This window comes from Azospirillum sp. B510 (assembly GCF_000010725.1).
GTDB lineage: Bacteria > Pseudomonadota > Alphaproteobacteria > Azospirillales > Azospirillaceae > Azospirillum > Azospirillum lipoferum_B.
Genome location: NC_013854.1, coordinates 2,142,300 through 2,168,804, shown reverse-complemented (window position 1 = coordinate 2,168,804; position 26,505 = coordinate 2,142,300). Strand labels below are relative to the sequence as shown.

Here is a 26,505-nt window from a genome sequence, read left to right as displayed (position 1 = left end):
TGATGCGGCCGGCGGCAAGGGCGGCGTCGGCTTGGCCGCTCACTCGGGCGAACCTCTCCATCGCCGCGGTTGTTCCGGGAATGGATCGTTCGAGGCTCTTCCATTCCCGATCGGTCTCGCGCAGCCGGGCTGTTGTCCTCGTGGCGCTTGCGGCGACCGCCTGTTGCTGGCGGTCAAGCGCTTCGAACTGTTTCGCTGCGATTTCGGTTGCAGAACCGGCGCCCTGCATCAGCGCGTTATATCGTTCGATGGCCGATAGCCCGCTCATGCGGACTTCGAGTTCGGCCAGAGTTACTTTTGATCCGGCCATGATTTACTGCCTCCGTTCGATTGCGAGAGCCGGAGTTCTCCCGGACTGCCCGTCGATCTCGACCCAGGTCAGAGCAATATCCGCGATCTGCCCGAACTCGCGCGTCAACGTCTTGGCCGCTGCGGTGTAAACGCCCTCGGCAGGCACCTGTGGTTGCTTCGACCAGGGAACATGTTTTCCCATTCCCCGCTCAATGATCCGGGAATAATTCATGGTGTTCGCGATGACGACGCGGCGGACTGTTCTCAGCGATTCGAGATCCGTCACCAGAGCGCCATCGACGAAGACTTCGTGGTGATTGATATAATTTCCAGTATCCAGAGGGCTTGTATTCTCCAGTGTCTCAATCGCCCGCTTGACGATGCTGGTCGTGTAATAGAACTCGAACAGTACGCCGCCGTTCATCTTCACGCTTTCCAGGGGCGCGCCGCGCGCACCGTCGACGTACTGGACTACGCCATCCGGCTGGGACTCCTCTTTCGCCGCGGCAAGCTGGCGCTGCGCTTCTGCGACGAACACTTGCCGGATGGTGTCGTCTGCACCCTCGATCAGTAGGTCGACTGTTCTATCCGAATAGGTCAGCTTCATTTGCTTCACCCCGTGGATGGTGCCGCCTTGCCACCTTGAGCCCCTTCACCCCTCCAACACGCCGGCGGGCAGATGGCTTTCCGGTTCAGGACGGGCGGCGCGCCCTTCTTCATGCGCCGACATGTCGCGTCGGGCCGGCGTGTCGGCGCCGGCCGAAATCATCAGGCGGCCGGCGCCGTCGGCACCTCCGCCAGCTTCACCCGCACCGTCGCTGCGCCGGCACCGGCGGCGGCCACCGCGACACCCACCGGATACAGGCCGGTTCCGGGCGCGTCGCAGTAATGGTTGGTGTTCTCCCAGGACACCCGATCCCCCACGGCAAAGGCGGTGGTGCTCTTCTTCGGCAGGTCGAACACCCCCTCGGTCACGCCGACAAGAGCGGTGCCGCTGGCGGCGGTGGTGCTGGCCACCGCGAAGATCGAGCCCACGACAAAGCCCTCTCCGGACGCGAGAGCCCGCGGCGCGGTGAGGTTGAGATGGCAGCCCTCGCAAACGAAATTCCGCATGTCAGAGTCCTTTTGAGGTCGTGAAGGTCACGAAGGGCGAGCCGGCCGAACCGCTGGCGGCGGCGATCTTCCGGTTCAGATCCAGAAGCGCCGCCTTCATCTCGGCATCGGACCGGAACTCGATTTCGGTTCCGCCCACGCGGACCCGCCGGTTGCCGCTGTAGCGGGCGGCCTCCAGCGCGTCCCGCATCCCGATCAGTTCGGCCGGCGTCGCCATGGTCAGGGGCTGGGGTTGTAGTAAGCCCCGCGGTAGTCCACCGCGCCGACGGCGAAATCGATGGTGAGCTTGACCTTCACGCCAGCGACATCGAAGCCCGGTTCGGGCGTGATGACCGGCCCGGACTGGCCCTGAAGGTAGCCGTAGATGAAGGTTTCGAGTGCCGCCGGTTCCGCCATGAGGTACCAGCCGGGACCGGGAATGTTGGCGTCGCCCACCGGATCCAGCTTGCCGGCCAGCGGGTTGACCGCGGCGGCGGTGGTTGGCGCGACCGCCGTGCTGGTGAACTGGCGGGCCGCGGTGAACTGGTCCGGCCCGGTCGCCAGCACGGCGGGATGAAGGTTCAGCTTCAGGCCGTCGAGGCTCGTCTGTTTCATCATGGCGGCCTCACCCGCCGACACGCTTTCGAGGTCGATCACCGCGCCGGCGGTGGCGAGGTTGCCGTGCGCAGCGTGGAACAGGGTCTTGCCGTCGGACAGGACGGGGTTGCTCACCACCAGCGCCCAGGCCACTGAATTTTCCCAATCGGCGCAGCGGAGCGCCGCCTTGGTCGGCAGGTCGGAGAAGGCGCCCAGGTCGTCGTTGATCAGGGCCTTGCGCGAGAACATCACCACCCGGCCATACTCGCCCAGAGTGACCGTCTCGCCGCTTTCGGAGATGGCGCCGTGCTTATATTCGCCGTTCTCCCCTACCGCCATCGGCACGGGAAAGTCGCCGACGCGGGCGAAGGACGCGGGCTTGAAGTCACGGAAGTCGCGCCGGGCGAAGAACCGGCGGTAGGTCGGCGCCGCCGCCTGATAAGCCGGCAACAGGGTCTTGTTGGCCGCGTTCGCCAGCAGAACCGGGAAGTCGCCGGTGGTCATACCAAAGCCGTTAAATTTTGACCTGTAAGGCCCACGGGTAACCGCATGTGGAGCGGATGCGGCCGGGTTCGGCGAGGATGCGGTTCCAGACGCGACAGCAGACGTCGAGGATGGCGTTGAGGTCGGTGAAGAGCCGGTGGGACAGCAGGGTGTCGCGCATGACCTGCCAGAGCCTTTCGATGGCGTTGAGTTCCGGGCTGTAGGGCGGGAGCGGCACGAGGGTGATGTTGGCCGGCACGGCGAGATCGCCGCTGGTGTGCCATCCCGCCCCGTCGATCACCACGGCGGCATGGGCGCCGGGGGTGACGGTGCGGCTGATCTCCTCCAGCATGAGGTTCATCGCCTCGGTGTTGGCGCGCGTCATGACGATGGCGGCTCCGGTGTCGCGCTCAGGACAGACCGCGCCGAAGAGATAGGCCGACTTGAAACGATGATCGCGCACGGCGCGCGGCCGGCTGCCGCGCGGCGCCCAGCGCCGGGTCAGGGTGCCTTTCTGGCCGATGCGGGCCTCGTCCTGGAACCAGACCTCCACGGCGCTCGCCTCGGGGTGGTCCTCTCCGATGGCGGCGAGGCGTTCGGCGAAGTTTTTTTAAACGCCTCCTGGGCCGGTGCGTCGGCCTTGGGATGGATCGGGCGCGGCGTCAGGAAGGACAGCTTCATGCGGTGCAAGCGGTCCTGCATGCCGGTGCGGCTGTAGTCCGCCCCGAAATGCCGCAGGGCCAAGTCGCGGATGTGGCGAACCCGGTACTCGACGACGCCGTCCCGTTCGACCTCGGGGCCGGCGGCGATCAGGTCAGCCAATTCCGGCTCCAGGGCGTCGGCGAGCAGCGGCGGCCGGCCGCAGCGCGCCCGATCCCGCAAGCCGTCCACCCCTTCGGCGTTGTAGCGCACGACCCAGTCGCGCAGCGCTTGCCGGTCCATGCCGGCTTGCCGCGCCGCTTCCGCCCGGCTGACGCCGTCCAGCGCCATGGCGATCGCCAGCAGGCGCCGGCACACCCGCCCATCGCTCTCGCCGCGGGCGAGGCGGCGCAGGTCTTCCGAGCTCAGGTCGGGGCGGATCGGCAGGGCGGACATGGCTGTGCTTCGCTCAATGGTGAGACCTGGCACAGGGAATCACTACCGGCGCTGAACCGCAAGCCACAGACCCGGCGAGTCAGAAGTTTCCGGCTCTGGTATTACTTGGCGAACGGACGGATCAGCCATCGCATTCAAGGGGGCGACTTGGTAGGGATAGGGGCGGAAGACCGATCCATCATACAGCCGGGCGTGCCGTTCTGCCCATTCCGCCAGTGAAAGGCGCGGCGGCGGGCGCAGTGAGGCGAACCAACCGGTCGCCACCTCCGCCACCAACTCGGAAACGGGCACGTCAAGCTGCATCGGCGGGTTCCTCAACGGTGACGACGCGCGTCTCAGCCAATTCGGCCAGTACGTCGGCGATGGCAGTCTCTAGTCGTGCCCGGGCGTCGGCAGGATCGGTCGTGGCGGCGAGTGAGCCGGCAAGCCGCGCCGGCAAGGCGCTGAGCCGGTCCCGCACGATTGTGAAGGCGCCAACCACAGCGCGCGTGACGTCGCTTCTGGGCAGGAGCTCCCGCCTGGATACGGCGTTGCGGATCGCGACCGCGTCCGCCTGTTCGCGCGCCAGCCGGGCGCGCTCCGTCGTCAGGTCGTCCCCGGCCGGCCCCAGGGAGCGGCCGGCCGCGACGGCGCGGAGGTGCTTGATATAGGCGGCACGGCAGGTGTCGAGGTCAAGCGCACCACGGCGGGCGGCAGGCAATACGCTGCGGTCGAGAAGGTCCCTCACGCTGCGTTCCGACAGATCCAGATGCCTCCCAACCTCTTGCTGAGTCGCCATCCAATCACCTCGATAGGACTTTTATCGCAGTATATGCGGAACCGGAACCCCCTTTAGGGGGTGATGCCTAGCCGCCTTTATTCACCAGGGTGGCGAGCGGTCTGGTCGCCGCGTTGAGATGATCAACGTTGGGCTGTATGGGCGCGCGTCGTCGGCCGCCGCGCTGACGGCGGCGTGACGGTGTCGGAGTTGGTGGTGGAGGGGATTGGGTGACGGCTGGGGCACGCTGCCCCGGTGCTCAGCAGATGAGCCGGGGCATGCGGCCGAGGGCGAGGTGGATGATCGCCTGATCAGGCGCGCTGGTCGGCAGGTGCACCTTGATCTGCGTCTTCATCTCCACGATACGCGCGGCGGTCTTCACCAAGCGCAGCCGCAAGGTGTCGAATTGCACCGTGCGCCAGCGGGAGCGTTTCGGCATCAGCGAGCGCAGGCTCCACAGCAGCCAGTACGCCCCGGCGTGCAGGAACAGGCGGAACTGGTTGGCCGTCGCCTTGGTGCAGGAGGTCCGGTCTGCGGCAAGGTGGGATTTCCAGGCTTTTATATGATTTTCCGCCTGTCCCCTCGCGCAATACAGGCCGGCATACAGCCAGCGACCCGTGCCGTGGCGTAGGTTGGTGACGATGAAGCGGCTGTCGGTGCCCTGGTCTCCTGCCTCGACGCGCGCGACGATGCGGCGGACCCGGCTCCAGGTGCTGGCCCCGTCATAGAATTCCTTGAAGCGGCGCACCTTGTCGGCTCCGGGCATGGCCTGGAAGCGCGCCGCGGTGCTGGCCTCCAGCGTGGTGACGTGACGGCGCAGTGTGCTGCTGGTCGGCAGACCGAGCACGTAGTCGAGCCCCTCCGCCTCGCACCAGTCCAGCACCTCCGGGCAGGCGTAATGGCCGTCGGCGCGCAGCAGGATCTCGGTCTTGGGCCAGTTTGCCCGAATGGCGCGGAGCAGGCGACGCAGGAAGGTCCGGATCTCCGTCCCCTTGGGCCGCTTGGCTGGGCGCAGCACAGCGGTGACAAAGCGGCCGCTGCCGTCGAAGACAACGATGGGCTGGAAGCCGTACTCGTCGTAATGGGCGTTGAACAGGCGCAACTGCTGACCGCCATGCACCGTGTCGAAGGTGTCGTCTACATCCAGCACGATGCGCTTGGGCACCTGGCGAAAGGACGCGCAGTAGAGATCGACCATGGCTCGGCCCATGCGCAGCAGTGCGCGGGTATCCGGCAGGTTCTCCAGGCGCGAGATGGTGGCTTGCGAGCAAAGGTCACGCTCGGACGGCAGGCGTTCCAGGGCCATCTTGAACAGCGGGTCGGAGCGTAGGCTGCCGGCGTCGTTGCCGTCCTCGTAGCCCGCCGCGATGGCCAGCAGGCGAAAGCCGATGATGTCGGCCAGCGAATGCACGGTGCGCGTTGGATCGCGCGGGTCCTCAATACAGGCGGCCAGCCGATCGGCAATCCGCAGCCGCTTCGCCACCTCCCGCAGCACCAGCAGCCCGCCATCGGAGGACAGGCGGCCGCCATCAAAGCGCCCGATCACCGGCTTTCCAGCAACGGGTGACAGGCCGGGCAGCGGCAGGGTATGATCAACCATGGCGGGTGGGCGCTCCGGAAACGGCAGGAGTTGGCGTCAGCACCCAAATCCTACGGCCGCTCAACGGATGCCGCTACACCCGCCAACCCTCATGAATTTTCCCGGCTAGGGACGTCACGGGGCTGGGGCAACCCCCGGCTCTCCAGCGCATGGAGGGACCCGTCGCCATGCATGAGGCGCATGGGCTGCCATCCCCCTGCCGCCCCTTCACCTGCCCGCGACGGCGAGGCAGGGGGCAGGGCGAGGGGCGGGGCCATTCACGCCAGCGGATCGGAGCCGGCGGCGAACCGCTGCTCCAGCGCGCCGAGAGCCTGGAGCGCCGACTGGTCGACAAGGTCCGGCCTGGGCAAGGGCAGGCCATCGCGCGCGGCCATGGTGGCGCGGCTCAAGAACACTGCCGCCGTGGTGAGACGGCCGATCAGGTCGATGACCTGCTCTACTTCCTCATCCTCGACGTTGGGCAATTCGCCGACCAAGTCGGCTAGGGCCTGTTGACATTCGCGTTGAGAAGAGGCTTCCGGTGGTCGTAGAAATTTGATTCAAGGCTACCAAAAGGGAGGTGGCCTTGGATCGGATTGTATTGCGAGATGATCAGTGGGAGCGGATAGCGCCGCTTCTTCCCGGCAAAGTGGGCGACCCTGGCCGCTCGGCAGCGGACAATCGCCTGTTTTTGGAGGCGGTCCTGTGGATCGTCCGCGTTGGAGCGCCCTGGCGGGACTTGCCTGCAGCGTTCGGCAATTGGAACTCGGTGTTCCAGCGCTATCGCCGATGGGCCAAGGCCGGTGTCTTCGACGAGGTCTTCGCCGCTTTATCGAGCGACGCGGACTTCGAGTACGCGATCATTGATGGCACGATTGTCCGGGTGCATCAGCACGGTACCGGCGCAAGGGGGGGACTCAGGCTCAGGCCATCGGTCGCTCTCGTGGCGGGCTGACGACCAAGATCCTGGCCGTCGTCGATGCGTTGGGGAACCTTGGGCGCTTCATCCTGCTGCCGGGCCAGCGACATGACAGCGTCGGCGTCGAACCGGTGCTGGACGGTATCGAATTCTCCGCCTTCCTGGCTGACAAAGCCTTCGACAGCAACGCCATCCGTATCTTGATCGCCGAGCGAGGCGCGGTCGCCGTCATTCCGTCCAAGGCCAACCGATCTCCCCCGATTCCCCACGACGCCGAGATGTACAAATGGCGCCATCTGGTCGAGAACTTCTTCTGCAAAATCAAAGAATTCCGACGCATCGCCACACGATACGACAAAACTGATACAAGCTTCGCTGCTGCCATTAACCTCGTCGCTACCGTCTTGGTAACACGATGAATGTCAACAGGCCCTAGTCCCCTCAAGCCCGCGACCACCTTCGTGCTCAGGTCGACCAGTTGTTCCTGCGTCTTTATCTCACGCTGGCCGGCCCTCTGGCGCTGGAAGGCACGCCGGGCCATGTCGTCTCGCTTCCCCATCCTCACCCCCGCTCCCCGACGATGCGCTCGCCCCATACGGGCATAATCGAGGGCAGTTCGAAGGGCGAGTCCGGTTCCGGCGCCGCCGGCGCAGTCGCGATGGCGCGCTCGATCGCCAGCTTCAAATCCTGATCCGTCGGATAGGCAGATTCCGCCAGTGTCTTAATGTGCTGGAGCGCTTTTCCATGGTCGTCCAGCCCTTCACGTTCTGCGCTGATGCCGTCGATCGATGCTGATTTGATGAGCTGCTGAATAATTCGGTTCATCCCCTGAAGTTGGGCAAGAGTTCTTTCAGCGGCGGCACAGATTTCTGGATCTTCAGTCTGGCGCGACTTCGCTATAAGACCAATGCCCGTAACGGCCTCGGAGGCCTTGGTAAGGCAATAGAGAAGTTCTGCGCTGTCAGATAAGGTCTCTTTTGATTTTCTGGTCATTGCTTGTCCTCTGTGAAAATGAGTTTCAACTGTACCGTGGTTGACCGGCGGTGCCGGCGACGCGGTGGTGGGGCGAATCGTCGTGCGAGTGGGAACGACCCCATGATCAGGCGCCCCTCGGGAGCCAGTTCGTGATGGTCGGGCAGGGCGTCTATGCCGGTGTCGGCCGGGCAGGTCGTCATGCCTGTTTCCTCCGAGCTGAAGTCGGGACCGCAGCCGATGGGGATCGCTCGTCCGGCGTCTTGCGGGAGCGCTGGAGCGGCAGGACCGGTGCAGCTGGTGCGGGGGCCGGTGTCCCCAGAAGACTGCCCATATGGTATTTAGAAGTGTCGCGCTCACGCGACTGTGGGGGAGCCGATTCCGCTCCCGACGGTCGCGCTGGCGAGACTGTGGGCGGCAACTTTATTTCGTCGGTGGCCTCACAGTCGCGCTGGCGAGACTGTGTGTCGCGCCTGTGCGACCGTGATTTTTCTTTGGGCTCGGTCCAGGTAATGAACTCCTTCGTCGCCCTTGCGTCACCGCAGCGCTCCGCCGTGAGTTCCCATAACCGCGCCTCGCGGGCCTTGACGTTGAAGCTGGATTCGCGGCGGACGCGAAGGAAGCCGCGTTCGATCAGAACATCAAACGCTCGGTTCGCTTGATCTTTCGAAAGGCCGATCGCCGTGGCCTCTCGCACGGCGTAAGCGATTTCACCGTTATTCACGCCGTTGTGTCGGCGCCAGATATCAATCAGGAGCGCCTTCGCATTCGGCGACATGGTCATCCAGGCTGCGGACTTGAGCAGGTAGTGCGGCAACATCACGAAACGCGCCGTTTCGTTCCTACCGGTCGCGTTCGGCCGGGCGTGCCGGGGTTTGCGATCCGCCATGACTCATTGTTTCGCTGATGGCAAACTGTCCGGCAATTCGCGAGTCGTGTCTCCATCGACCTCCGCGTTTGGTTTGTCGGTCTTCCGACATTGGTGCTCGATCAGAGTTTCGTAGGTGACGGCAACTCTCGCGAGCCCGACATGCAGTCGACACTCCGCTGTGTTGAGAATTTCCGTCAACGCGTTCAGGCGTTTACCGATCTCGATGATATTCTCTAGCGTGTCAATAGTAACTGTCACGTCGCGCCGCGCCATCTCTTCTACTTTTTTGTCACTTTTTCCCAAAATTATGTAGGCAACGCGCGCAAAGATGCTGGCATCGCCGAACAGGCGATGAAGCGACGTCGCCACTTCGTGCATGTCGAAGGTTCTGCCGTCGAAGGTTATCGCGGCGATCTCCTCGTGCGTGGGGCATTCGGTGGTCATCGGCCGGCCCCCCGCTTCGCAGTTTTGGGGGGCCTCTGGGCCATCATCTCCGGCGAGATTTCCACAAGTTGACCGGGGAACTGCATAGGTTCCTGCCGGGCCTTGGCACGCGCTTCAATGGTCGAGGTGACACGGCGGGCCGCCATGTAGGCGTCGAGATCGGAGCGCAGGTAGCGGACGCTGCGACCGATCTTGATGTAGGGGATGGAGTCCGGGCCGCCCTTAACCCGCTGTTGTCTCAGCGTGCTGACGGATATTCCGGTGTATTGGGATACGCCTTCGGTGTCGAGCGTCGGCCCCGGATCGTGCTGTGTGGTCATTGTACCTCCTCGGATATTGCTGTTCCTGGAGGGATGATGTCGATAGAGACGGGGTTGCTCAAGATTTTGTTTTTGGGTCATCAAGAGAAAATCCGATTTTCTCTTGATGGGAAAAAGCTATGGCAGATTTTGATTTGTAAGTTATATGAGGCAGCATGACGCTTTTATGAGACATAATGTATCTTATATGATGCATTAACCATATACAGATATGGGTTGTTCGGTTGATGCAATTGATTAAATTGCAAATATCGCATATCAAAATTGCGATTTGCACAGCTTCGCCACCGCTGCCGCCTTGTGCTCGGGCGCGAGGTGCGCATACCTCAACGTCATCTTGATGTCGGAATGCCCCAGCAACTCGCGGACGGTGTTCAGGTCCACTCCGGCCATGACGAGTTTGCTGGCGAAGGTGTGCCGCAGGTCGTGCCAGCGGAAATCGGAGATCTCCGCAGTCTCCAGCACGCCTTCCCAGGATGTACGCACGTTGTTCATCTTGCTTCCGTCCCGGCCGGGGAACACCAGCCCGGTCCCGCCCGACTGCGTCCGCCAGCGGGACAGTACCTTGTGTGCCTCGTCGTTCATCGGGATGTGGCGGGTCTGGCCCGACTTGGCGGTGGTGCCGGCCACCGTGACCTCGCGGCGTTGCGGGTCCACATCGGACCAGCGCAGGGCGAACACCTCGCCCTGTCGCATCCCGGTGTTGAGGCTCAGCAGCACCAATGGCTTCAGATGGTCGGCATAGGCCAGTAGCCGCAGGTCGGGGAGGAGTTCGTAGTCCCGCTCGCGGCGCCAGACGTTGGCGTTGTCCCGCCCCTGGCGGAGCCGTTCCTCCCGTTCGTCGAGGGCGCGGCGGAGGCTGGTCTCTTCTTCATCCGACAGGAAGCGGACGCGCCGGTTCGAGTCGACCTTGACCCGCTTCACCCCGGCGATCGGGCTGGAGAAGCCCTTGATCCAGGTTTCCGCCTTGGTCATCGCCGACTTTAGGTCGTCAAGCTGACGATTGACGCTGGACGGCTTCAGTCCGTCGTTAAGGCGCTGGGTCCGCCACCGTTCGACGTCCAGCGGCGTGACATCGTCGAGCTTGCGGTCGACGAGGTCGGCGAAGCAGACCTTCAGGCTCTGCACCGTCGTCTTGTGGGTGCGGATGTGGCCCGTGCCCACGGCTCGTACAATTCTTCGATAAAGCTGCGCAGAGTGTGGTCCTTGGTGGCTTTGCGCGCCGCTGCGGGATCCTGTCCCTTGTAGGCGTCGGCCAGGATGGCTTTGGCCTGCTCGCGCGCCTGGGACGGCGTCACGGCATCGGCTCGCCCGAGGTTGATCCGCTTCCCGCGCTCATACTCTACATAGTACGCCATGACCCCGCTGGGCTGGACCCGCAGCAGCAGCCCCTTCAGGCGGGTGTCGCGCACTTCATAGGGCTTCTCCGCAGGCTTCAGGTTGGCGACCAAGCTGTTCGAAATGACCGAATTCACGACCGGCGAATCCCCGATAAGTACGACCGAGATGCGGTGCTGTAAGTGCGCTGTAAGTGCAAGATCACTGTACCGCGTCGAACCTTCGGGCACAACAGCACAATTATGCTTCAGTCAAAGCATTGAAATTAAATGGTAATAAGGTTTCTGGTGGTGCTTGCTGGTTCGGGGAAATTCAGTAAATCATCTCGGTTACACCGAGAATGTCGGGGGTTCGATCCCCTCATCGCCCACCAATCCTTTCAATGACTTAGCGGTGCCTGCCTCCTCCGCGCCCGGCCCATAAGTGCACTGTAAGAAGCTGTCCCGTAAAAGGTGGATCGAGTTTTTGGCTAATTTGGGAGGGTTTTTGCGAGGCGGCGGAGTAAAATTCGCCCCATCGCCATATAAATAGAAGCTTCGTCTGTTTTCGGTAGGCGTTCGTAATCGACGACGAGGCGCCGGTTTGTCAACAACCAAGCAAAGCATCGCTCAACAACCCAACGCCGCGGCAACACGTGAAAGCCAGCGGGAACTTCGGGTGGTTCCTGGCCGGGTGCACACCAGAAGCCACGAACGCCGGTCCACCAATGCTTGACGACTTCAATCGTCCAGCCGAGGTGACCTTTTGCCCACGCCTTCAAGCCTTGATAATGGGTGTCGGACCACACCAGAACGAGCCGCGGGAACAGGAGGTGGAGCCAAGCGAGCAGGAGCATCCCGCCCGCCTTATCGTGGAGATCAGCGGAGTGAACCGCGACCTTGAGTAGACTGCCCTCGGTGTCGACCAGGATCTGGCGCTTGCGGCCTGTGACCTTCTTGCCGCCATCGTAGCCGCGCGGTCCGCCGATTTGGGTCGTCTTGACCGATTGGCTGTCGATGACGGCGGCCGACGGCTGGGGATCACGCCCCTGACTCACGCGGTAACGCTCACGTAAGGCCTCTTTGATCCGCTCCCACTTGCCAGTCTTGCGCCATTGGCTGAAGTGATCGTAGACTACGCGCCACGGCGGCAAGTCATGCGGCATCATCCGCCAAGCAATTCCGCCGCGCAAAACATAGAAGCAGCCGTCCAAGATCCGGCGCAGATCATAGATCGGCTTCCGTCCCCGCCTTTCGCTCTTGGAAAAGAGAGGTGCGACGACTTCCCATTCATCGTCGCTGAGGTCAGACGGATAGGGATCGTGTGGGTATGGCCTGACAGGCCTCCACCACCGTAAAGGGATATCGGATCAACACTCCCGGCAACGCCCCGTTGCCCGCAAAAAATTCGAGCCCAATCTCGTCAATATTTTACCGGACAGCCTCTTATGGGGCTGGCGGCGTGAGTCGGGAGACAGTCGAGGGAAGCACTATGTGCGCGTAAATGTCGTCCTTAGAACGACAAACTCTCTTGCTCTGTCATCCTCAGTACGACAAAATGGATTTGTGAATGGATTTATGAACGGCACTGGCGCCGGGCACAAAACCGAAAGGAGGTGACGCGCAGTGAACATTCTGGAGTGGCTGGAGGGCCTCTTCCCGAAAGTCAGGTTCAAGATCAGGTTGACGGCCGAGATTGAACTGGACACCAGGGAAAAGGACCAAAGGCCGAAGGGTGGGGCCGGGAAACCGGCTCCACCTCCCAGATGGACGCAAGCGCGTCACCTCCTGAAGCGAGAGGTTAGCATGACCGCCGATGAGTTCAAGGCCTGGAGGTCTCAGGTGGGGCTGTCCGTGCGAGAGGCTGCTGAAGCTCTCGGGATCTCGCGCAGCACCGTCGAGCTTTACGAGCTGGGCCGCCGGAAGGACGACGGACGGCCTGTCGTGATCCCGCGACACATCGGGTTGGCCTGCGCAGCCCTGGCCCAGGGCCTGGACGAATGGCGGCCTTTGCCGCCGACCAAGGACACCAAGGACTCCGACCATGGGTAACGCGACCAAGGGCGCCCACTGGACTCTGGCATCCGCCTTCAGCTTCATGGCGGCCAACCTCCTCATCAAGCACCTTTCCACCAAGCTCCCAGCCCTGGAGATGGCCCTGTTCCGCTCGGTCGGCGGCATCATCCTGGCCGTGGTGGCGTGGCGGGCCTTCCTGCATCTGCGTCAGCTTCAGGACCCCAAGGGGCACCTGATCCGCGCTGGTGTGGGCGCGGTGTCCCTGATGGCCCTGGTCCATGCCTACAGCTCGCCGGCGCTTCCGGTCGCCCTGGTGACGGCCTTCATGTACACGCGCGTCCTGCTGGTCATCCCGATGCAGCGGATCTTCCTCGGGGAGCGCACGGACCAGCGGGTATGGATCGCCGCCGGGATCGGCGTCGTCGGCGCCCTGGTCGCATTGTGGCCGCGCCTGATGTCGATCGGCACTCCGCATTGGGATTGGGCTGTCGCTTCCCTGGTGGTGGCAGCCTTCGCCGGGGCCGGGAGCCAGATCGCCATGCGGCGGCTTGCCAGGACGAACCCCGCCTCGGTGGTGGTTGCGATCTCCGCCATCCTCGTCAGCGCCGTCATAGCGGTGCCGGCGTCCACGGTGATGGTGGAGCCGCCGACCGGCGATCTGCCCTGGCTGATCGGGATCGGGCTGCTGTCGGCCTGCGCGCAGTGGGCGACCGTCCGCGGGTACAAGCACGCCAGTCCGGCTGTGCTGATGCCCATCACCCTGGTTGATGTCCCGGTGGCGCTGGCGACCGGCTATCTGCTGTTCGGCGAGGTGCCGGGCGTCAATGCGGTGGCGGGGGCGGTCATCATCATCGCGGCGGCGGCCTATGTTACATCCATGACGCACTGGCGCCCGAGTCGGGTCGGAGTCGCGGCTTAAACCCCACTCAAAAAAGGTTATGTTTCTAAGCATCGGTGCGCGGCATGGATGTGTCGCGCCCGATTGTTGTCGTCAGTGATTACGCTGATATGTGCGCGAAGGCCGTTGGCAAGATCTCGCATACCGGGCTATTCAGGGCATAGCTCCCTCACTAAAGGGAGGTGTAACGCAATAGGAACCCTGTTAGGGTTGGTTCAGCTCTAAACCTACGCATAACGATATTGCTAAATGCTCGCATTGCCATCCGACATTCCTCGCCCCTTCGAAGATATGGCCGTGCTGGCGTCTCGCTTGGATGCCACGATGGTGGTGTTCGACGAGAAGGATTGCGTCAGGTACGTCAGTCCAAGAAAGCGGCAGATCTATTCCTTCTGCGATTTTTCGGCTCCGATGACCTTCGACCAGATGTTCATGAAGTCCTGGGAACATGGCGTCGCAATGGGCCGGCTGGGCGCTGTTGGGGCTGAAGATGAACTCCAAGATACAAAGCGTCGGCGGTTGCGTGATCGCCTTGAGTTCACAAAGCACGTCCCGACCAAACTGCTGTGTTCACACGCCCGTATTTCTTCCGGGTGGAACGCCCAGCTTCGAGTGGAGCCTGCCAGAGCAGGGCTGGACCATTTCTTCATGGCCGATCTACCCACCATGGGGCTGACGGAGATCATTCGAGAGCGCGAGGCAGCTGCCTTGCGTGCCGCCGCTCTGGACTGCCTGGAGATAGGCGTCGCTGTCGTCGCCTGCGACGGGAAGGTCCGGTACAAGAACGCGGCGATGAGCGCGGCCATTTCTAGCGAAATTGGCTGGTGGGTGGATGAGGCGGGGCGTCTGCATTTCGACGGCGGCGCTTCTACACATGGTCTTGCTCGCCTCATCTCTGCGGCAGCGACCGGCGCCGCTCCCTCGCCCACGACAACAATCCGGCTGCAGCGACCCGGCGACCCGGCGCCGTATATGGCATCCATATCCCGCGGCCCTGGTCGACTCGAGGATACGGCGGTAATTGCAGTGGCACTGCCCACGATGGGCACTGCTTCCGTTATCGATGTCCTCCGCCAAGAATACGACCTCACTGCAACCGAGGCAAAGCTGGCGGCCATGGTCGGGGCCGGGCAGGAAACCTCCGCAGCTGCGGAGGCGCTGGGGAAAACGGCAGGCAGCGGCAGGACCATGATGAAATCCGTTTACCGGAAATTGGCCGAAAAGAGCATTCCCGTAAGCGGGCAATCAGCCTTGACACGCTGGGTGTCAATGCTTGCGGCGATCACGGGCGCCTCCCGGCGGCGCGACCATTAACTAGAAGGTATGATTGCGTGACAGTAACGAAAATTGCTCTAATTCAGGGCTTGGACCTATCTGTTGTCGTCTCGGATCTCGCGCGGTCCGGCATGGATTTCACGCAAGCGGAGCGCGCCGTTTTCCTCTATCGGGAGTTCTTGGCGGCCGTCGCGCTCCACCCGACCGCCACCATCGTCCCCACCAAATTGATCGATATGGCGTGGCACGCTCACATGTGCCGCCCGAAGAAGTATCACCAGGACTGCATGCTGGCCTTTGGTGAAGTAATCGACCATACGCCCGGCGTGACGGGAACAGTCGAATATGAGTCAGCATACGCTGAGACGAGGGCGCTGGCGTCGTTCGGTGCCTCGATGCCCGAACAGCCATATGCCAACGACGAGATGGCTGGAGCGGATTGTTACCGTCGCGCCCCGCAAGAGCCGGGCGAGAACCCCGAGGATCCAATAATCAGAAAGGCCGCCTAACCGCGCCTAATGGGTGCCTGCCTGCGCCAACAGGCAGGCACCCCGCCTAAGCCGGTCACCCAGCCAGACGATCACCCGTAGCCGTAGGAAGCAACGATGATCAAACATGAGCATACCGCCATAAATGGCGGGTGCAAGGACCCTTGCACCCCAAGTCCCGAGATGCCGAGCCTGCGGCGGCGCGGCGGCGCCGGGTTCGCCAATGGCATTCAGGCCGCCGCACGCCTCGCGAACCTCTCACGGCGCGAAACGGAGGTATTGCATTGCATTGCCAGCAACCAATCGACAAAGGAGATTGCCGTTGACTTGGCCATCAGCCCCAAGACCGTCGAGTGCCACCGCGCCCAGATCATGCGCAAGACGGGATGTCAGACACTATTCGACCTTGGCCGACTCTGGGGGCTTGCGTCGGCCGCGGCATCCCTCGAAGGTACCGACCGCCCACAAGGCAGTGTCGCGCTCCGTACCGCCCTCGCCGCCGTTACGGCCATTGGTCAATCGCCGGACTTGGGGCACCGGTCTCGGATAGACCAGCTGACGCGGCAGCAGCTCCTCGATCGTGCTCAATGCGATCGGGAGGATGCCCAACGCGCCATTCGAAGCGGCTTGATCTCGGCTGCCGCCATGATGCTCAATGACGCCGAGCGATGCGAATTGCGGGCGAAGACACTCAAGCGCGCGACGGCCGCTCTGGCTACCGAGCCTCTTCCTGAAGAGCGGTGCGGCGGAGAAGGACTATTGGCCCGACCTCGGTGATTATCCCGCGCTGGCGGAAATAGGTCAGGTGCGGGATGATTGCGCTGCGGGTGGTTCCCACGAACTCGGCCAGCTCGCGTTGGGTGACGCCGACCGCGCCCGTTTTGGGGTCCGCCAACTGAAGCAGCTTCCGCGCGATCCGGCCCCGCAGGTCGCGCAACAGGTCGGCCTCATTCTCGGCGACATTGCGGGCCATTGTCCAGCGCGCTCTCCAACTCCTGCATCGGCACGACCAGGACCTGCATCGGCGTGTCAGCGACCACCGTGGCTGTGCGGTCCCCGCCGTCGATCACGCCTATCTCCCCGACCGCCGCCGGCCGTTCCAGGGTGCCGAGCCGCCGCAGCTTCTGGCCATGGGCGGCGTAAACCCCGGCCTGTCCAAACACGATCACGAACAGCTCGTCGGAATGGTCACCCTTCCGCATGATAGTTTGTCGCGCGTCAATATGCCGCACAGCAAGGCTCCAGACTCAATCAGAGCCAATGCGCCCCTATGGTTGCAATCATTGGTGATGACATATGGTTTCTGGCGAGCTTGTCGTGGCGCGTGGCAACGCGGCGGAAATCCTTGAGCCGCCCGAACACGGCCTCCACCATCCATCGGGATTTGTAACGCATCTTATCGAAGCGGATCTTCCGCTTGCGTGATTTCCGGCCTGGAATGACCGGCTTGGCCCCCTTGTCGCCGATCACGCTTCGCAACTTATCCGAATCATAGCCTTGTCGGCCAAAAGGGCTTCGGCCATGGAAATGTCCGACACGTTGCCAGCCGTTACCTTGAGAATGATCGGACGCCCGAGCGCGTCGCTCAGGGCGTGGATTTACGTGGTTTGGCCGCCCCGAGAAAGGCCGATGGCCTGATTTTTGGCCCCCTTTTCCGCCGTGGGCGCACCGGTGCGCTTTCATATAGCTGCCGTCCATCGCCACGGCGGTGGTGATCCATTGGCCCGCCACCAGCGCATCCAGGATCTTGCGCCAGTGATTGCGCCGCGACCAAAGGTTGAAGCGGTTGTAGACCGTCGTCGGGGGGCCGTATTCCGGCGGACAGTCCTTCCAGCGCCAGCCGCTTTTCAGAACATGGATGATGCCACTGATGATCCGACGGTCGTCCATCCGACGAGCACCCGGTTGGTTCGATGGAAGCTGTGGCTCGATCGCCGCCCCGGCATCATCATCCAGCCAGAACATCTCCCGCACACCACCCTCCAACGCGACCATAACGCCTTGGAATCACATTCATTACGCAAAATCAACCTTCTGATTGGGTTTCGCCCCTAGCCAAGAACGCCTTAGCGGGCATGCTCGTCCAGGAAGCTGCGGCAACGCTCGAAGTCGCGCAGGCAGGGATCGGGCAGGGCGATGCCCTTGCGTTCGGCCAGGCTGCGGGCGAAGGCGACCATGCGCTCGGTCGGCTCGCGTCGCCGCCGCGCCTCCGGACCGGCTTGGCTTTCCATCGGCTGGGCGACCGCGCTTCCGGTAACAGGGGGCGCAACAGCCGCTTCCTTGGCCTTGCGGGTGCGGCGCGGCTTCGGCGGCATGGCTGCGCCGTCGGCGGGAACGACGGTCGCCTTGCGGGTTCGCCGGCCCTTCGGCGCAGCGGGGGCTCCCGTTTGGGCGGACGCGGCGCGGGTGGCCCCGGTCCTGCGGCGGGTGAAGCGCGTCTTGGCCGCGGGCTGCCCGAGATCGAGCATCGTGCCGCGCTGGCCGAGCAGCGCGCCGATCAGCCGGTCCGCCTCGCCGGCGATGGCGTCGATCACACCGCGGAAATCGGCGCGCCCGGTCACCACCTCGTCCAGCTTCATCTCCCACAGGGCGGTGGTGCCGGGATCGACCAGGGTCGGGGCGGCGGCGCGCAGCGTCTCGAACAGATGCAGACCGGCCGGCGTCGGCACCAGCCATTTGCCGTCTGCGCCCAGCAAATTCTGTTTGCGCAGTCCCTTGATGACCTCGGCGCGGGTGGCCGGCGTGCCGATGCCCTTGGCCTCCTTCAGCCGGTCGCGCAACGCCGGATCCTCCACGAAACGCCAGGCGTTCTGCATGGCGTCGACCAGCGTGCCTTCATTGTAGCGTGGCGGCGCCTGGGTGCGTTTGGCCTCGACCTTGGGATCGGTCAGGGTCGCCGGCTCGCCGTCGCGCAGCGGCGGCAGGGTCTGTTCGGCTTCCTCCTCCGGCTTGCCGCCGGAGCGGTCCTCGGTCTCGGCGGAACCGAAGGCGGCCTTCCAGCCCAGCTTCAGCGGAATGCGGCCGACGGCGCGGAAGGCGACCGGCTTCGCTCCCTCGGTCCTCGCTCCCTCTGGAGGCGGCACCGGCACCGGCATGGTCACGCCGGTCTGGCGGTATTCGTAATCCGGCATCACCGCCGCGAGGTAGGAGCGGCAGATCAGCGCGAACAGCCGCTTCTCGTCGTCGGACAGGCGGCCCAGCCGTGATTCGAGGTCATCCAGCACATTGACGTTGGGGATCACCGCATGGTGCGACACGCCCTCCAGCGCCTTGTCGCAGAAATGGCCGGACTTGCCCTTGCGGATCACCGGGCGCCGGACATCCATATGCTCGCCCAGATGGGCGAAGCCGCGCAACCGGGTCAGGGCGCCGACGATGGCCGGCGCGTCGCCGATCTGGTTCTCCGACAGGTATCGCGCCTCGGCGCGCGGATAGGTGATCAGCTTCTTGCCGTCGCCGTCATACAGTTCCTGCGCCACCGCCAGCGTGCGGTCGGCGGTCCAGCCCCAGCGCTGCCCGCAGGTCTTCTGTAGAGAGGGCAGGTCGTACAGCCTGGGCGGCGCCTGCCGCTTCTCCTCCACCGTCACCGTCAGCGGGCCGCGGTGCTGGTCGGCGGCGCGGGCGATGGCTTCGGCGGTGGCGCGGTCCTTGATGCGGTCCTTCGGCGCCGGGGCGTGGCGCATCAGGAAGCGGCCCTCCGCCACGTTGGCGGTCGCCACCACCTCGAAATAATCCTCGGGCTTGAAGTCGCGGATTTCCAGCTCGCGCAGGCAGACGATGGCGAGGGTCGGGGTCTTCACCCGGCCGATGCCGATGACGCCGCGGGTGCCGGGAGCGAGCAGGGTCTTGGTCGCCGTGCGGGTCAGCGACAGGTTGTAGATCTGGTCGGCCTGCTGGCGCGCCACCGCCGCCTCGTAGAGCGGCCGCATGCTGTCGTTGGGCTTCAGCGCGGCGAAGGCGTCGCGCAAGGTCTTCGGGTCCTGGGCGGTGAAAAGCGCGCGCCGCACCTTGCCGCGATAGCCGACATGCTCCAGGATCTCCTGCCCGATCAGTTGGCCCTCGCGGTCGCAGTCGGTGGCGAGGATCACCTCGTCGCAGGCGCGCAGAGCCGTCGTGATCGCCTGTAGCTTCGCCGCCTTGTTGCCGCCCTGGTCGGGGCGGGTGGGGTAGAGACCGTCCGGTTTCAGCAGGGTGGGCGACCAGCGCTTCCAGGCGGGATCGACCTCGTCCGGCTCGGCCAGCCGCAACAGATGACCCTCGGCCGGCAGGATGCGGCCGAAGCGGTCGCCCAGGGCCGCGCGCAGGTCTTTCGCCTGGCTGGATTTCTCGGTGATGATCAGCGTCGCCATGAGTGGGAGGATAGGGTATTGAGGGAAACGGAGCAAGAACATGCGCGCGATGGGCGCGGTTTCCGCCTCGGCGTCCTGGCCGCGGCCGCGCTTTCCCTTGCCTCCGCGATCCTGGCCGGCGCGGCCGCCGCCCATGCCGAACGTCCGCTGCTGCCCGGCGTCGGGCCGGGCGACCGGCGGACGCCGGTGGAGGCGGATGCGGATCCCTGGCGCAGCATCGTCAGGGTCCAGACCAATCTGGCCGGCCGCTGCACCGGCGCGCTGGTCGGCCGCCGCACGGTGGTGACCGCCGGACATTGCCTGTTCAATCCGCGCACGCGGCGTTTCCTGCCGGCATCCTCGCTGCATGTGCTGTTCGGCTATGATCGCGGCGCCTTCACCCGTCATGTCACCGTGGCGCGGGTGGCGACCGATCCGGCTTATGACCCCGCCGCCGCGACCCCGGTGGCCGCCGCCGACTGGGCGGTCCTGACCCTGTCCGAACCGGCGCCGGAGTCGGTGCCGGCGCTCCCCGTCGGCACCGAACCGCCGCGGGCCGGCAGCCCGGTGATGCTCGGCGGCTACAGCCAGGACCGTGCGCAGATCCTGATGGCCGACCGCGATTGCCATGTGCTGGGCGAGAGCGCCGGGCTGCTGGTGCATGACTGCGATGCCACGCGCGGCACCAGCGGCGGGCCTCTGCTGGCGAGGGCGGCGACCGGCGCCGGATGGGCGGTCGCCGGAGTCGGTGTCGCCGCCGGGCTGGCGCCGACCGTGCGCAACTTCGCGGTTCCGTCCGCGCGCTTCGCCGCGGCTTTGGCCAAGGATGCCGTCGCGGGTCGGCCCTGAGCGGCGGGAGCGCATTTTTTTCTTCGCGCGCGGCCCCGAATGGCATAGACGTACCCGCGTCTTTTTGATCCCCCTCGGAACCCGGAGTCTTTCCGTCATGTCGATCCAGCGCTTCCACACCGGACCGCGCATGAGCCAGATGGTCGTCCACAAGGACACGGTCTATCTCGCCGGTCAGGTCGCCGACGAGCCGACGCCCGACGTCGAGCGCCAGACCGCCCAGATCCTGGCGCAGATCGATGCCCTGCTGGCGGAAGCGGGCAGCGACAAGAGCAAGCTGCTGTCGGCCACCATCTATCTGGTGGACATCGCCAGCTTCGGCGCGATGAACAAGGCCTGGGAGGCCTGGGTCGACCCGGCCAACACCCCGGCCCGCGCCACGGTGGAGGCCAAGCTGGCCGCCCCCCAGTATCTCGTTGAAATTCAGGTCACCGCCGCCAAATAAGGCGGTGGAAACCGGGGCGACCCGGCAGCCTCGGTTGGGGTATGCCGGCGTGGCCCGAACGCTGTGAGGGCCGCGCGCTTCAATAACCCGACAAAATGCTTGTCGGTTTACGGAATGTTAATGACGCCTTAACAGATCGCCCGTAAAACCCCGACCAACCTCTGCCGCCGAAGCGGACGACCCTGACGGTCGCGCTTCGGTTGCCGCGTTACTGCAATGGAACCGCAACATGCCGCGCCAAACGCCACTGTCTGACATTCGGAACATCGGCATCATCGCCCACGTCGACGCGGGCAAGACGACGACCACCGAGCGTATTCTGTACTACACCGGTCGCAAGCACACGATCATCGACGTCCACGAGACGAAGGATCTCAAGACGTCGACGACGACCGACTACATGGAGCAGGAGCAGAAGCGCGGCATCACCATTCAGTCCGCCGCGGTTTCGGCCTTCTGGCGCGAGAAGAAGATCAACGTCATCGACACCCCGGGCCACGTCGACTTCACCATCGAGGTGAACCGCAGCCTGCGCGTGCTCGACGGCGCGGTCGTGGTGTTCGACGGCGTCGCCGGCGTGGAGCCGCAGTCGGAGACCAACTGGCGTCTGGCGGACAACTACAACGTTCCGCGCATCTGCTACGTCAACAAGATGGACCGCTCGGGCGCCAACTTCCAGCGCTGCGTCGGCATGATCCGCACGCGCCTGAACGCCCGTCCGGTCTGCATCCAGGTTCCGCTCGGTTCGGAAGACAACTTCCGCGGCATGGTCGACCTCGTCGAGATGAAGGCCTATGTCTGGTTCTCCGACGACAAGGACGCCAAGTGGGAGATCTGGGAGGTCACCGACGATCTCGCCCAGAAGCTCAACCTGTCGGTCAAGGAAGACCTCGACAACATCGCCCTGATCCCGACGCTGCGCGCCGAACTGGTCGACACCGCGCTGGAGCAGGACGACGCGGCGATGGAAGCCTATCTGGAGACCGGTGAGGAGCCGTCGGCCGAGGTGCTGCGCGCCTGCCTGCGCAAAGGCACCATCACCAGCGCCTTCACGCCCGTGCTCTGCGGCTCGTCCTACAAGAACAAGGGCGTCCAGCAGGTTCTGGACGCGGTCGTCGATCTGCTGCCGGCCCCGACCGACGTCGAGGCGATCAAGACGGTGGACGAGGACGGCAACCCGAACGGCGAGCGTCTCAGCTCCGACGACGCGCCCTTCTCGGCGCTGGCCTTCAAGGTGCTGAACGACACCTACGGCTCGATGACCTTCGTCCGCGTCTATTCGGGCGTGCTGACCAAGGGCATGTCGATCCTGAACTCGACCCGCGGCAAGCGCGAGAAGATCGGCCGCATGGTCGAGATGTACGCGAAGGACGCCAACCCGATCGAGGAAGCCCGCGCCGGCGACATCATCGCGCTCGTCTCCCTGCAGGAGACCGAGACCGGTGATACGCTCTGCGACGCCTCCGCGCCGGTCATCCTGGAGCGCATGCGCTTCCCCGACCCCGTCATCAGCGTCTCGGTCGAGCCGAAGACCAAGGGCGAGCAGGAGAAGTTCTCGATCGCGCTCGGCAAGATGGTCCGCGCCGATCCGTCGCTCCGCCTGGAGACCGACCGTGAAACCGGCCAGACCATCCTGCGCGGCATGGGCGAGCTGCACCTGGAAGTGACCCTCGACCGCATGCGCACCGAGTTCGGCGTGGAAGGCAACATGGGCAAGCCCCAGGTCGCCTACCGCGAGACGATCACCAAGCCGGTCGAATACACCTACACCCACAAGAAGCAGACCGGTGGTTCGGGCCAGTTCGCCGAGGTGAAGATCATCTTCGCGCCGCGCGAGCGGGGCGAAGGCTTCGAGTTCCTCGACGAGACGGTCGGCGGCACGGTTCCGCGCGAATATGTTCCGTCGGTCAAGAAGGGCCTGGAAATGCAGAAGGAGGACGGCGTCCTCGCCGGCTACCCGACTGTGGACTTCAGCGCCCGCCTGGTGGACGGCAAGTACCACGACGTCGACTCGAACGCCCTGACCTTCGAAATCGCCGCCAAGGCCTGCTTCCGCGAGGCCCTGCCGAAGGCCGGCCCGATCCTGCTCGAGCCGGTGATGAAGGTCGAGATCGTCACCCCCGACGATTATCTGGGCGACGTCATCGGCGACGTGAACCGCCGTCGCGGCACCGTCCTGGGCCAGCTGGAGCGTGGGTCGAACATCGCCGTCGAGGCCAATGTCCCGCTGAACGAGATGTTCGGCTACATCGGCCAGCTGCGCGGCATGACCTCGGGCCGTGCGTCCTACTCGATGGAGTTCAGCCACTACGAGCCGGTGCCGCGCAACGTCACCGACGAAATCGTGGCCGGCCGCAACAAGGCCGCCTGATCGTCCTTCGGACAATCGGGGCACATCCGGTAAAGCTGACGGCCGGCGGAGCGATCCGCCGGCCGTTCGCCGTTTGGAGGATATCCGGATCCGGGCAGGAGCCGCTCTCCAGCCTGAACCGAGGGTATAAGGGGCGTAGGCCGGTGGTCCGAAGGCCGGCGGTGGCGCCCTTGCCGGATTTGTTAGCGTTTTGCAACAAAAAAATAGTTGGCAGCGCGACGAATCCGTGCACAAATTTGGTACATGACGATTCGACGCTTCTTTCCCTTGACTGTGCTTTTGTCGCTGACCCTCGGCGTGCCGGCCGGAGCGGGTCAGGGAAACCTGCGTCTCGACAGACTTTTCCAGGCTTTGCATGCCACCACCGACGCGGCCTATGCCGAATCGGTGGAGGAGCATATCTGGGATTTCTGGCTGGCTCATCCTGATCCGGCGATGACGCGCGACATGCGGGCCGGGGTGGCCGACCTCAGTCACGATGACTATGAGTCGGCGCTCCGGGCCTTCGATTCGGTGGTCGCGCGCGACCCGTCCTATGCCGAAGGGTGGAACAAGCGGGCCGCCGCCCATTACATGCTGGGCGACTACCGCGCCGCCATGCTCGACCTGCGTCGCGCGCTGTCGCTGGAGCCCCGCCATTTCGGCGCGCTGGTCGAGCTCGGGCTGGTCTATCTGGCGCTCGGCGACGACCAGCCGGCTTTGCGGGCCTTCGATGCGGCTTTGGCGATCAACCCGCATCTCGACCGGGTCCGCGCCCAGGCCGACGCGATCCGGTCGCGCGGCGTGGGGGTGGCGCTTTAGCCCGTCCGACCCGCGCGGACACCGCTTTCGCGCCGCAATCGGTCTTGACAAGTCCTGGAGTTTTTCTATAGTCGCACCCTCTCGCCGCCCCGCCGGGGCAGCGGGAAACATTGTGCGTTCCCGCTTCCGGCGTCACGCCGGACGGGATTTGCTCGGTGTGTAGGCGGCCCGACGGGCTGCCGTTGAGATATCGAGATCAAGGAGAGCAGCGTGGCGCGTATCGCTGGCGTCAACATCCCCGCGCAAAAGCGCGTGGAGATCGGGTTGACCTACATCCATGGCATCGGCCCCTTCAAGGCCAAGGAAATCTGCGCGAAGCTGGAGATCCCGGCCGAGCGTCGCGTGAACGAGCTGACGGACGACGAAGTCCTGAAGATCCGCGAGACCATCGACGCCGACTACCGCGTCGAGGGCGATCTTCGTCGTGAAGTCGCCATGAACATCAAGCGTCTGATGGACCTGGGCTGCTACCGCGGCCTGCGTCACCGCAAGGGCCTGCCGGTCCGCGGCCAGCGCACGCACACCAATGCCCGCACCCGCAAGGGCCCGGCCAAGCCGATCGCCGGCAAGAAGAAGTAAGAGGACGAACGCAAAATGGCCAAGCCCTCCGCCGCTTCTCAGCGCCTGCGTCGTCGCGAGCGCAAGAACATCACCGCCGGCGTCGCTCATGTGAACGCCTCGTTCAACAACACGATGATCACCATCACCGACGCGCAGGGCAACACCATCGCCTGGTCGTCGTCGGGCACCATGGGCTTCAAGGGTTCGCGCAAGTCGACCCCCTACGCCGCCCAGGTCGCTGCCGAGGATGCCGGCCGCAAGGCTCAGGAACACGGCATGAAGACCCTGGAAGTCGAAGTGAAGGGTCCGGGTTCGGGGCGTGAGTCCGCCCTGCGCGCCCTTCAGTCGATCGGCTTCCAGATCACCTCGATCCGCGACGTCACGCCGATCCCGCACAACGGCGTTCGCCCGCCGAAGAAGCGTCGCGTCTAAGGTCAGTATCGTTTCCGCACCCGCGGGGACCGGCCATTCCGGGGCAGGGGGCCGCCGCCATCGCGGCCTCCTCAGCATGGGAATGGTTCGGACCCTGCGGGTTCGTATTCACCCGATGGCATCTTGAGGTCGATCCGTGCTTCAGAAGAACTGGCAGGAACTGATTAAGCCGAGCAAGCTGGAGATCCAGCCCGGTGACGACGCCGACCGCTTCGCGACCGTGGTCGCCGAGCCGCTGGAACGCGGCTTCGGCCTGACGCTCGGCAACGCGCTGCGCCGCATCCTGCTCTCCTCGTTGCAGGGTGCCGCCGTCACCTCGATCCACATCGACGGCGTGCTGCACGAGTTCTCGTCCATCCCCGGCGTCCGCGAGGATGTGACCGACATCGTCCTGAACATCAAGACGATGGGTCTGCGCATGGGCGGCGACGGCCCGAAGCGCATGCGCCTGCGCGCCGAAGGCCCGGGCGAGGTCAAGGCCGGCATGATCGAGACCGGTCCCGACATCCAGGTCATGGATCCGGAACTGGTCATCTGCACGCTGGACAACGGCGCGCGGCTGAACATGGAACTGACGGTCGAGACCGGCAAGGGCTATGTCCCGGCCAGCCAGAACCGTCCGGAAGACGCGCCCATCGGCCTGATCCCGATCGACGCCCTGTTCTCCCCGGTCCGCAAGGTGTCCTACAAGGTCGACAACGCCCGCGTCGGGCAGGTCACCGACTATGACCGCCTGTCGATGACGGTGGAGACCAACGGCTCGGTCAAGCCGGATGACGCGGTGGCGCTCGCCGCCCGCATCATGCAGGACCAGCTGCAGCTGTTCATCAACTTCGAGGAGCCGACGCACGCCGTCTCCGAGGAGAAGCACGAGGAGGTTCCGTTCAACAAGAACCTGCTCCGCAAGGTGGACGAGCTGGAACTGTCGGTGCGTTCGGCCAACTGCCTCAAGAACGACAATATCGTCTACATCGGCGATCTGGTGCAGAAGACCGAGGCGGAAATGCTCCGCACCCCGAACTTCGGCCGCAAGTCGCTGAACGAGATCAAGGAAGTGCTGTCCCAGATGGGCCTGCACCTCGGTATGGAAATCCCGAACTGGCCGCCGGAGAACATCGAAGAGCTGGCCAAGCGTCTGGAAGAGCCGTACTAAGCATCTCGCTTTTTTGCCCGCGCCCTTTCCGCCGTCAGGCGGGGAGGGCGCTTTTCCCAGGGCCGCCACGGCCCGACCCGCAAGCCGTACCAGCGCTATGACTGGGCGGCGGGGTTCACGATCGGCTCCCCGAGGGGGGCCACGCCATGAAG

At 64.4% G+C, this 26,505-nt stretch carries 31 protein-coding genes and 1 pseudogene; 13 read left to right on the top strand and 19 right to left on the bottom strand.

Annotated features, from left to right (window positions below):
- Positions 1-313 precede the first annotated feature (313 nt).
- The 8 genes from AZL_RS10035 to AZL_RS36280 all read right to left on the bottom strand — a co-directional run bounded on the left by AZL_RS10035 (position 314) and on the right by AZL_RS36280 (position 6,391).
- Entirely contained in the window at positions 314-898 is a 585-nt protein-coding gene (locus AZL_RS10035) for a hypothetical protein (protein ID WP_042442931.1), read from the bottom strand.
- Between the two features lie 161 nt (positions 899-1,059).
- Positions 1,060-1,404, bottom strand: a complete 345-nt coding sequence (locus tag AZL_RS10030; protein ID WP_012974514.1) for a DUF2190 family protein — start codon at positions 1,402-1,404, stop codon at positions 1,060-1,062.
- 1 nt (position 1,405) lies between these two features.
- Entirely contained in the window at positions 1,406-1,621 is a 216-nt protein-coding gene (locus AZL_RS10025) for a phage head-tail joining protein (RefSeq protein ID WP_012974513.1), read from the bottom strand.
- A 2-nt stretch (positions 1,622-1,623) separates the two neighbouring features.
- Entirely contained in the window at positions 1,624-2,484 is an 861-nt protein-coding gene (locus tag AZL_RS10020) for a hypothetical protein (RefSeq protein WP_012974512.1), read from the bottom strand.
- A 10-nt stretch (positions 2,485-2,494) separates the two neighbouring features.
- Positions 2,495-3,591, bottom strand: a protein-coding gene (locus AZL_RS34170) for an IS630-like element ISAzs14 family transposase (protein WP_148219284.1) whose coding sequence is annotated in 2 segments (ribosomal slippage) — positions 2,495-3,075 and positions 3,075-3,591 — 1,098 coding nt in all. Because the reading frame shifts where the segments join, the coding sequence is not laid out codon by codon here.
- 259 nt (positions 3,592-3,850) lie between these two features.
- Positions 3,851-4,336, bottom strand: coding sequence for a hypothetical protein (locus AZL_RS10005; protein WP_012974509.1), 486 nt, complete (start codon positions 4,334-4,336; stop codon positions 3,851-3,853).
- 238 nt (positions 4,337-4,574) lie between these two features.
- On the bottom strand, positions 4,575-5,915 hold the full coding sequence (locus AZL_RS10000) for an IS1380-like element ISAzs3 family transposase (RefSeq protein ID WP_012974508.1): 1,341 nt from the start codon (positions 5,913-5,915) through the stop codon (positions 4,575-4,577).
- A gap of 257 nt (positions 5,916-6,172) precedes the next feature.
- The gene (locus tag AZL_RS36280; RefSeq protein ID WP_042442929.1) at positions 6,173-6,391 is read right to left on the bottom strand and encodes a hypothetical protein; all 219 of its coding nucleotides are present in this window, start codon (positions 6,389-6,391) and stop codon (positions 6,173-6,175) included.
- Positions 6,392-6,474: 83 nt separating this feature from the next.
- Here AZL_RS36280 and AZL_RS34160 point away from each other — a divergent pair.
- Positions 6,475-7,232 (top strand): IS5-like element ISAzs9 family transposase gene (locus tag AZL_RS34160; protein ID WP_148219282.1). Its coding sequence is split into 2 segments (ribosomal slippage): positions 6,475-6,802 and positions 6,802-7,232, totalling 759 coding nucleotides; the frame shifts between segments, so codons are not numbered across the junction.
- Positions 7,233-7,374: 142 nt separating this feature from the next.
- On the opposite strand, the gene AZL_RS35415 is transcribed toward AZL_RS34160, so the two are convergent.
- From AZL_RS35415 to AZL_RS09955, 7 genes are all read right to left on the bottom strand, one after another.
- A complete protein-coding gene (locus AZL_RS35415) occupies positions 7,375-7,806 on the bottom strand; it encodes a hypothetical protein (RefSeq protein WP_148219281.1) in 432 nt (143 codons plus the stop codon).
- Positions 7,807-7,984: 178 nt separating this feature from the next.
- Positions 7,985-8,674, bottom strand: a complete 690-nt coding sequence (locus AZL_RS35410; RefSeq protein ID WP_012974506.1) for a hypothetical protein — start codon at positions 8,672-8,674, stop codon at positions 7,985-7,987.
- 3 nt (positions 8,675-8,677) lie between these two features.
- Positions 8,678-9,100 (bottom strand): hypothetical protein, encoded by a 423-nt coding sequence (locus AZL_RS09975; RefSeq protein ID WP_012974505.1) that lies wholly within the window; start codon positions 9,098-9,100, stop codon positions 8,678-8,680.
- Positions 9,097-9,420, bottom strand: a complete 324-nt coding sequence (locus AZL_RS09970) for a helix-turn-helix domain-containing protein (RefSeq protein ID WP_042442923.1) — start codon at positions 9,418-9,420, stop codon at positions 9,097-9,099. The genes AZL_RS09975 and AZL_RS09970 overlap by 4 nt, the downstream gene beginning before the upstream one ends.
- Before the next feature lie 258 nt (positions 9,421-9,678).
- Positions 9,679-10,584 (bottom strand): tyrosine-type recombinase/integrase, encoded by a 906-nt coding sequence (locus AZL_RS09965; protein ID WP_012974504.1) that lies wholly within the window; start codon positions 10,582-10,584, stop codon positions 9,679-9,681.
- Entirely contained in the window at positions 10,536-10,895 is a 360-nt protein-coding gene (locus AZL_RS36735; RefSeq protein ID WP_197540134.1) for an Arm DNA-binding domain-containing protein, read from the bottom strand. The genes AZL_RS09965 and AZL_RS36735 overlap by 49 nt, the downstream gene beginning before the upstream one ends.
- A 332-nt stretch (positions 10,896-11,227) precedes the next feature.
- Positions 11,228-12,100 carry an IS5 family transposase gene (locus AZL_RS09955; RefSeq protein ID WP_042442921.1) on the bottom strand — a complete coding sequence of 291 codons (873 nt, stop codon included), beginning with the start codon at positions 12,098-12,100 and terminating at the stop codon, positions 11,228-11,230.
- A 442-nt stretch (positions 12,101-12,542) separates the two neighbouring features.
- Between AZL_RS09955 and AZL_RS35405 the strand changes: the two genes are divergently transcribed.
- The 5 genes from AZL_RS35405 to AZL_RS37610 all read left to right on the top strand — a co-directional run bounded on the left by AZL_RS35405 (position 12,543) and on the right by AZL_RS37610 (position 16,190).
- On the top strand, positions 12,543-12,788 hold the full coding sequence (locus AZL_RS35405) for a helix-turn-helix domain-containing protein (RefSeq protein WP_012974502.1): 246 nt from the start codon (positions 12,543-12,545) through the stop codon (positions 12,786-12,788).
- Entirely contained in the window at positions 12,781-13,671 is an 891-nt protein-coding gene (locus tag AZL_RS09945) for a DMT family transporter (protein ID WP_012974501.1), read from the top strand. Before AZL_RS35405 ends, AZL_RS09945 begins: the two co-directional genes overlap by 8 nt.
- Positions 13,672-13,899: 228 nt before the next feature.
- Positions 13,900-14,964: a helix-turn-helix transcriptional regulator gene (locus tag AZL_RS09940; protein WP_012974500.1), complete on the top strand. Its 1,065-nt coding sequence runs from the start codon at positions 13,900-13,902 to the stop codon at positions 14,962-14,964.
- Positions 14,965-14,981: 17 nt separating this feature from the next.
- A complete protein-coding gene (locus AZL_RS09935) occupies positions 14,982-15,434 on the top strand; it encodes a hypothetical protein (protein WP_148219280.1) in 453 nt (150 codons plus the stop codon).
- A gap of 96 nt (positions 15,435-15,530) precedes the next feature.
- The gene (locus AZL_RS37610; RefSeq protein ID WP_086935355.1) at positions 15,531-16,190 is read left to right on the top strand and encodes a LuxR C-terminal-related transcriptional regulator; all 660 of its coding nucleotides are present in this window, start codon (positions 15,531-15,533) and stop codon (positions 16,188-16,190) included.
- On the opposite strand, the gene AZL_RS09930 is transcribed toward AZL_RS37610, so the two are convergent.
- The 4 genes and pseudogenes from AZL_RS09930 to AZL_RS09920 all read right to left on the bottom strand — a co-directional run bounded on the left by AZL_RS09930 (position 16,129) and on the right by AZL_RS09920 (position 19,762).
- Complete coding sequence (locus tag AZL_RS09930; protein WP_012974499.1) at positions 16,129-16,386, bottom strand: helix-turn-helix domain-containing protein; 258 nt, start codon at positions 16,384-16,386, stop codon at positions 16,129-16,131. The two genes, AZL_RS37610 and AZL_RS09930, sit on opposite strands and share 62 nt — an antisense overlap.
- Positions 16,361-16,615, bottom strand: coding sequence for a cyclic nucleotide-binding domain-containing protein (locus AZL_RS09925; protein WP_042442917.1), 255 nt, complete (start codon positions 16,613-16,615; stop codon positions 16,361-16,363). Before AZL_RS09925 ends, AZL_RS09930 begins: the two co-directional genes overlap by 26 nt.
- A 49-nt stretch (positions 16,616-16,664) precedes the next feature.
- Positions 16,665-17,387: pseudogene (locus AZL_RS34140) on the bottom strand (IS5 family transposase).
- A gap of 92 nt (positions 17,388-17,479) precedes the next feature.
- A complete protein-coding gene (locus AZL_RS09920; protein WP_012974496.1) occupies positions 17,480-19,762 on the bottom strand; it encodes a DNA topoisomerase in 2,283 nt (760 codons plus the stop codon).
- An 18-nt stretch (positions 19,763-19,780) separates the two neighbouring features.
- Between AZL_RS09920 and AZL_RS09915 the strand changes: the two genes are divergently transcribed.
- The 7 genes from AZL_RS09915 (at position 19,781) to AZL_RS09885 (ending at position 26,353) form a co-directional block, all read left to right on the top strand.
- A complete protein-coding gene (locus AZL_RS09915; protein WP_247894188.1) occupies positions 19,781-20,590 on the top strand; it encodes a trypsin-like serine peptidase in 810 nt (269 codons plus the stop codon).
- A 97-nt stretch (positions 20,591-20,687) separates the two neighbouring features.
- On the top strand, positions 20,688-21,035 hold the full coding sequence (locus AZL_RS09910; RefSeq protein WP_012974494.1) for a RidA family protein: 348 nt from the start codon (positions 20,688-20,690) through the stop codon (positions 21,033-21,035).
- 229 nt (positions 21,036-21,264) lie between these two features.
- On the top strand, positions 21,265-23,406 hold the full coding sequence (fusA, locus tag AZL_RS09905) for an elongation factor G (RefSeq protein ID WP_012974493.1): 2,142 nt from the start codon (positions 21,265-21,267) through the stop codon (positions 23,404-23,406).
- A 273-nt stretch (positions 23,407-23,679) separates the two neighbouring features.
- The gene (locus AZL_RS09900) at positions 23,680-24,207 is read left to right on the top strand and encodes a tetratricopeptide repeat protein (protein ID WP_247894331.1); all 528 of its coding nucleotides are present in this window, start codon (positions 23,680-23,682) and stop codon (positions 24,205-24,207) included.
- A gap of 210 nt (positions 24,208-24,417) precedes the next feature.
- Positions 24,418-24,786: a 30S ribosomal protein S13 gene (gene rpsM, locus AZL_RS09895; protein WP_012974491.1), complete on the top strand. Its 369-nt coding sequence runs from the start codon at positions 24,418-24,420 to the stop codon at positions 24,784-24,786.
- 15 nt (positions 24,787-24,801) lie between these two features.
- Entirely contained in the window at positions 24,802-25,200 is a 399-nt protein-coding gene (rpsK, locus tag AZL_RS09890; RefSeq protein ID WP_012974490.1) for a 30S ribosomal protein S11, read from the top strand.
- A gap of 136 nt (positions 25,201-25,336) precedes the next feature.
- The gene (locus AZL_RS09885) at positions 25,337-26,353 is read left to right on the top strand and encodes a DNA-directed RNA polymerase subunit alpha (RefSeq protein ID WP_012974489.1); all 1,017 of its coding nucleotides are present in this window, start codon (positions 25,337-25,339) and stop codon (positions 26,351-26,353) included.
- Positions 26,354-26,505 lie beyond the last annotated feature (152 nt).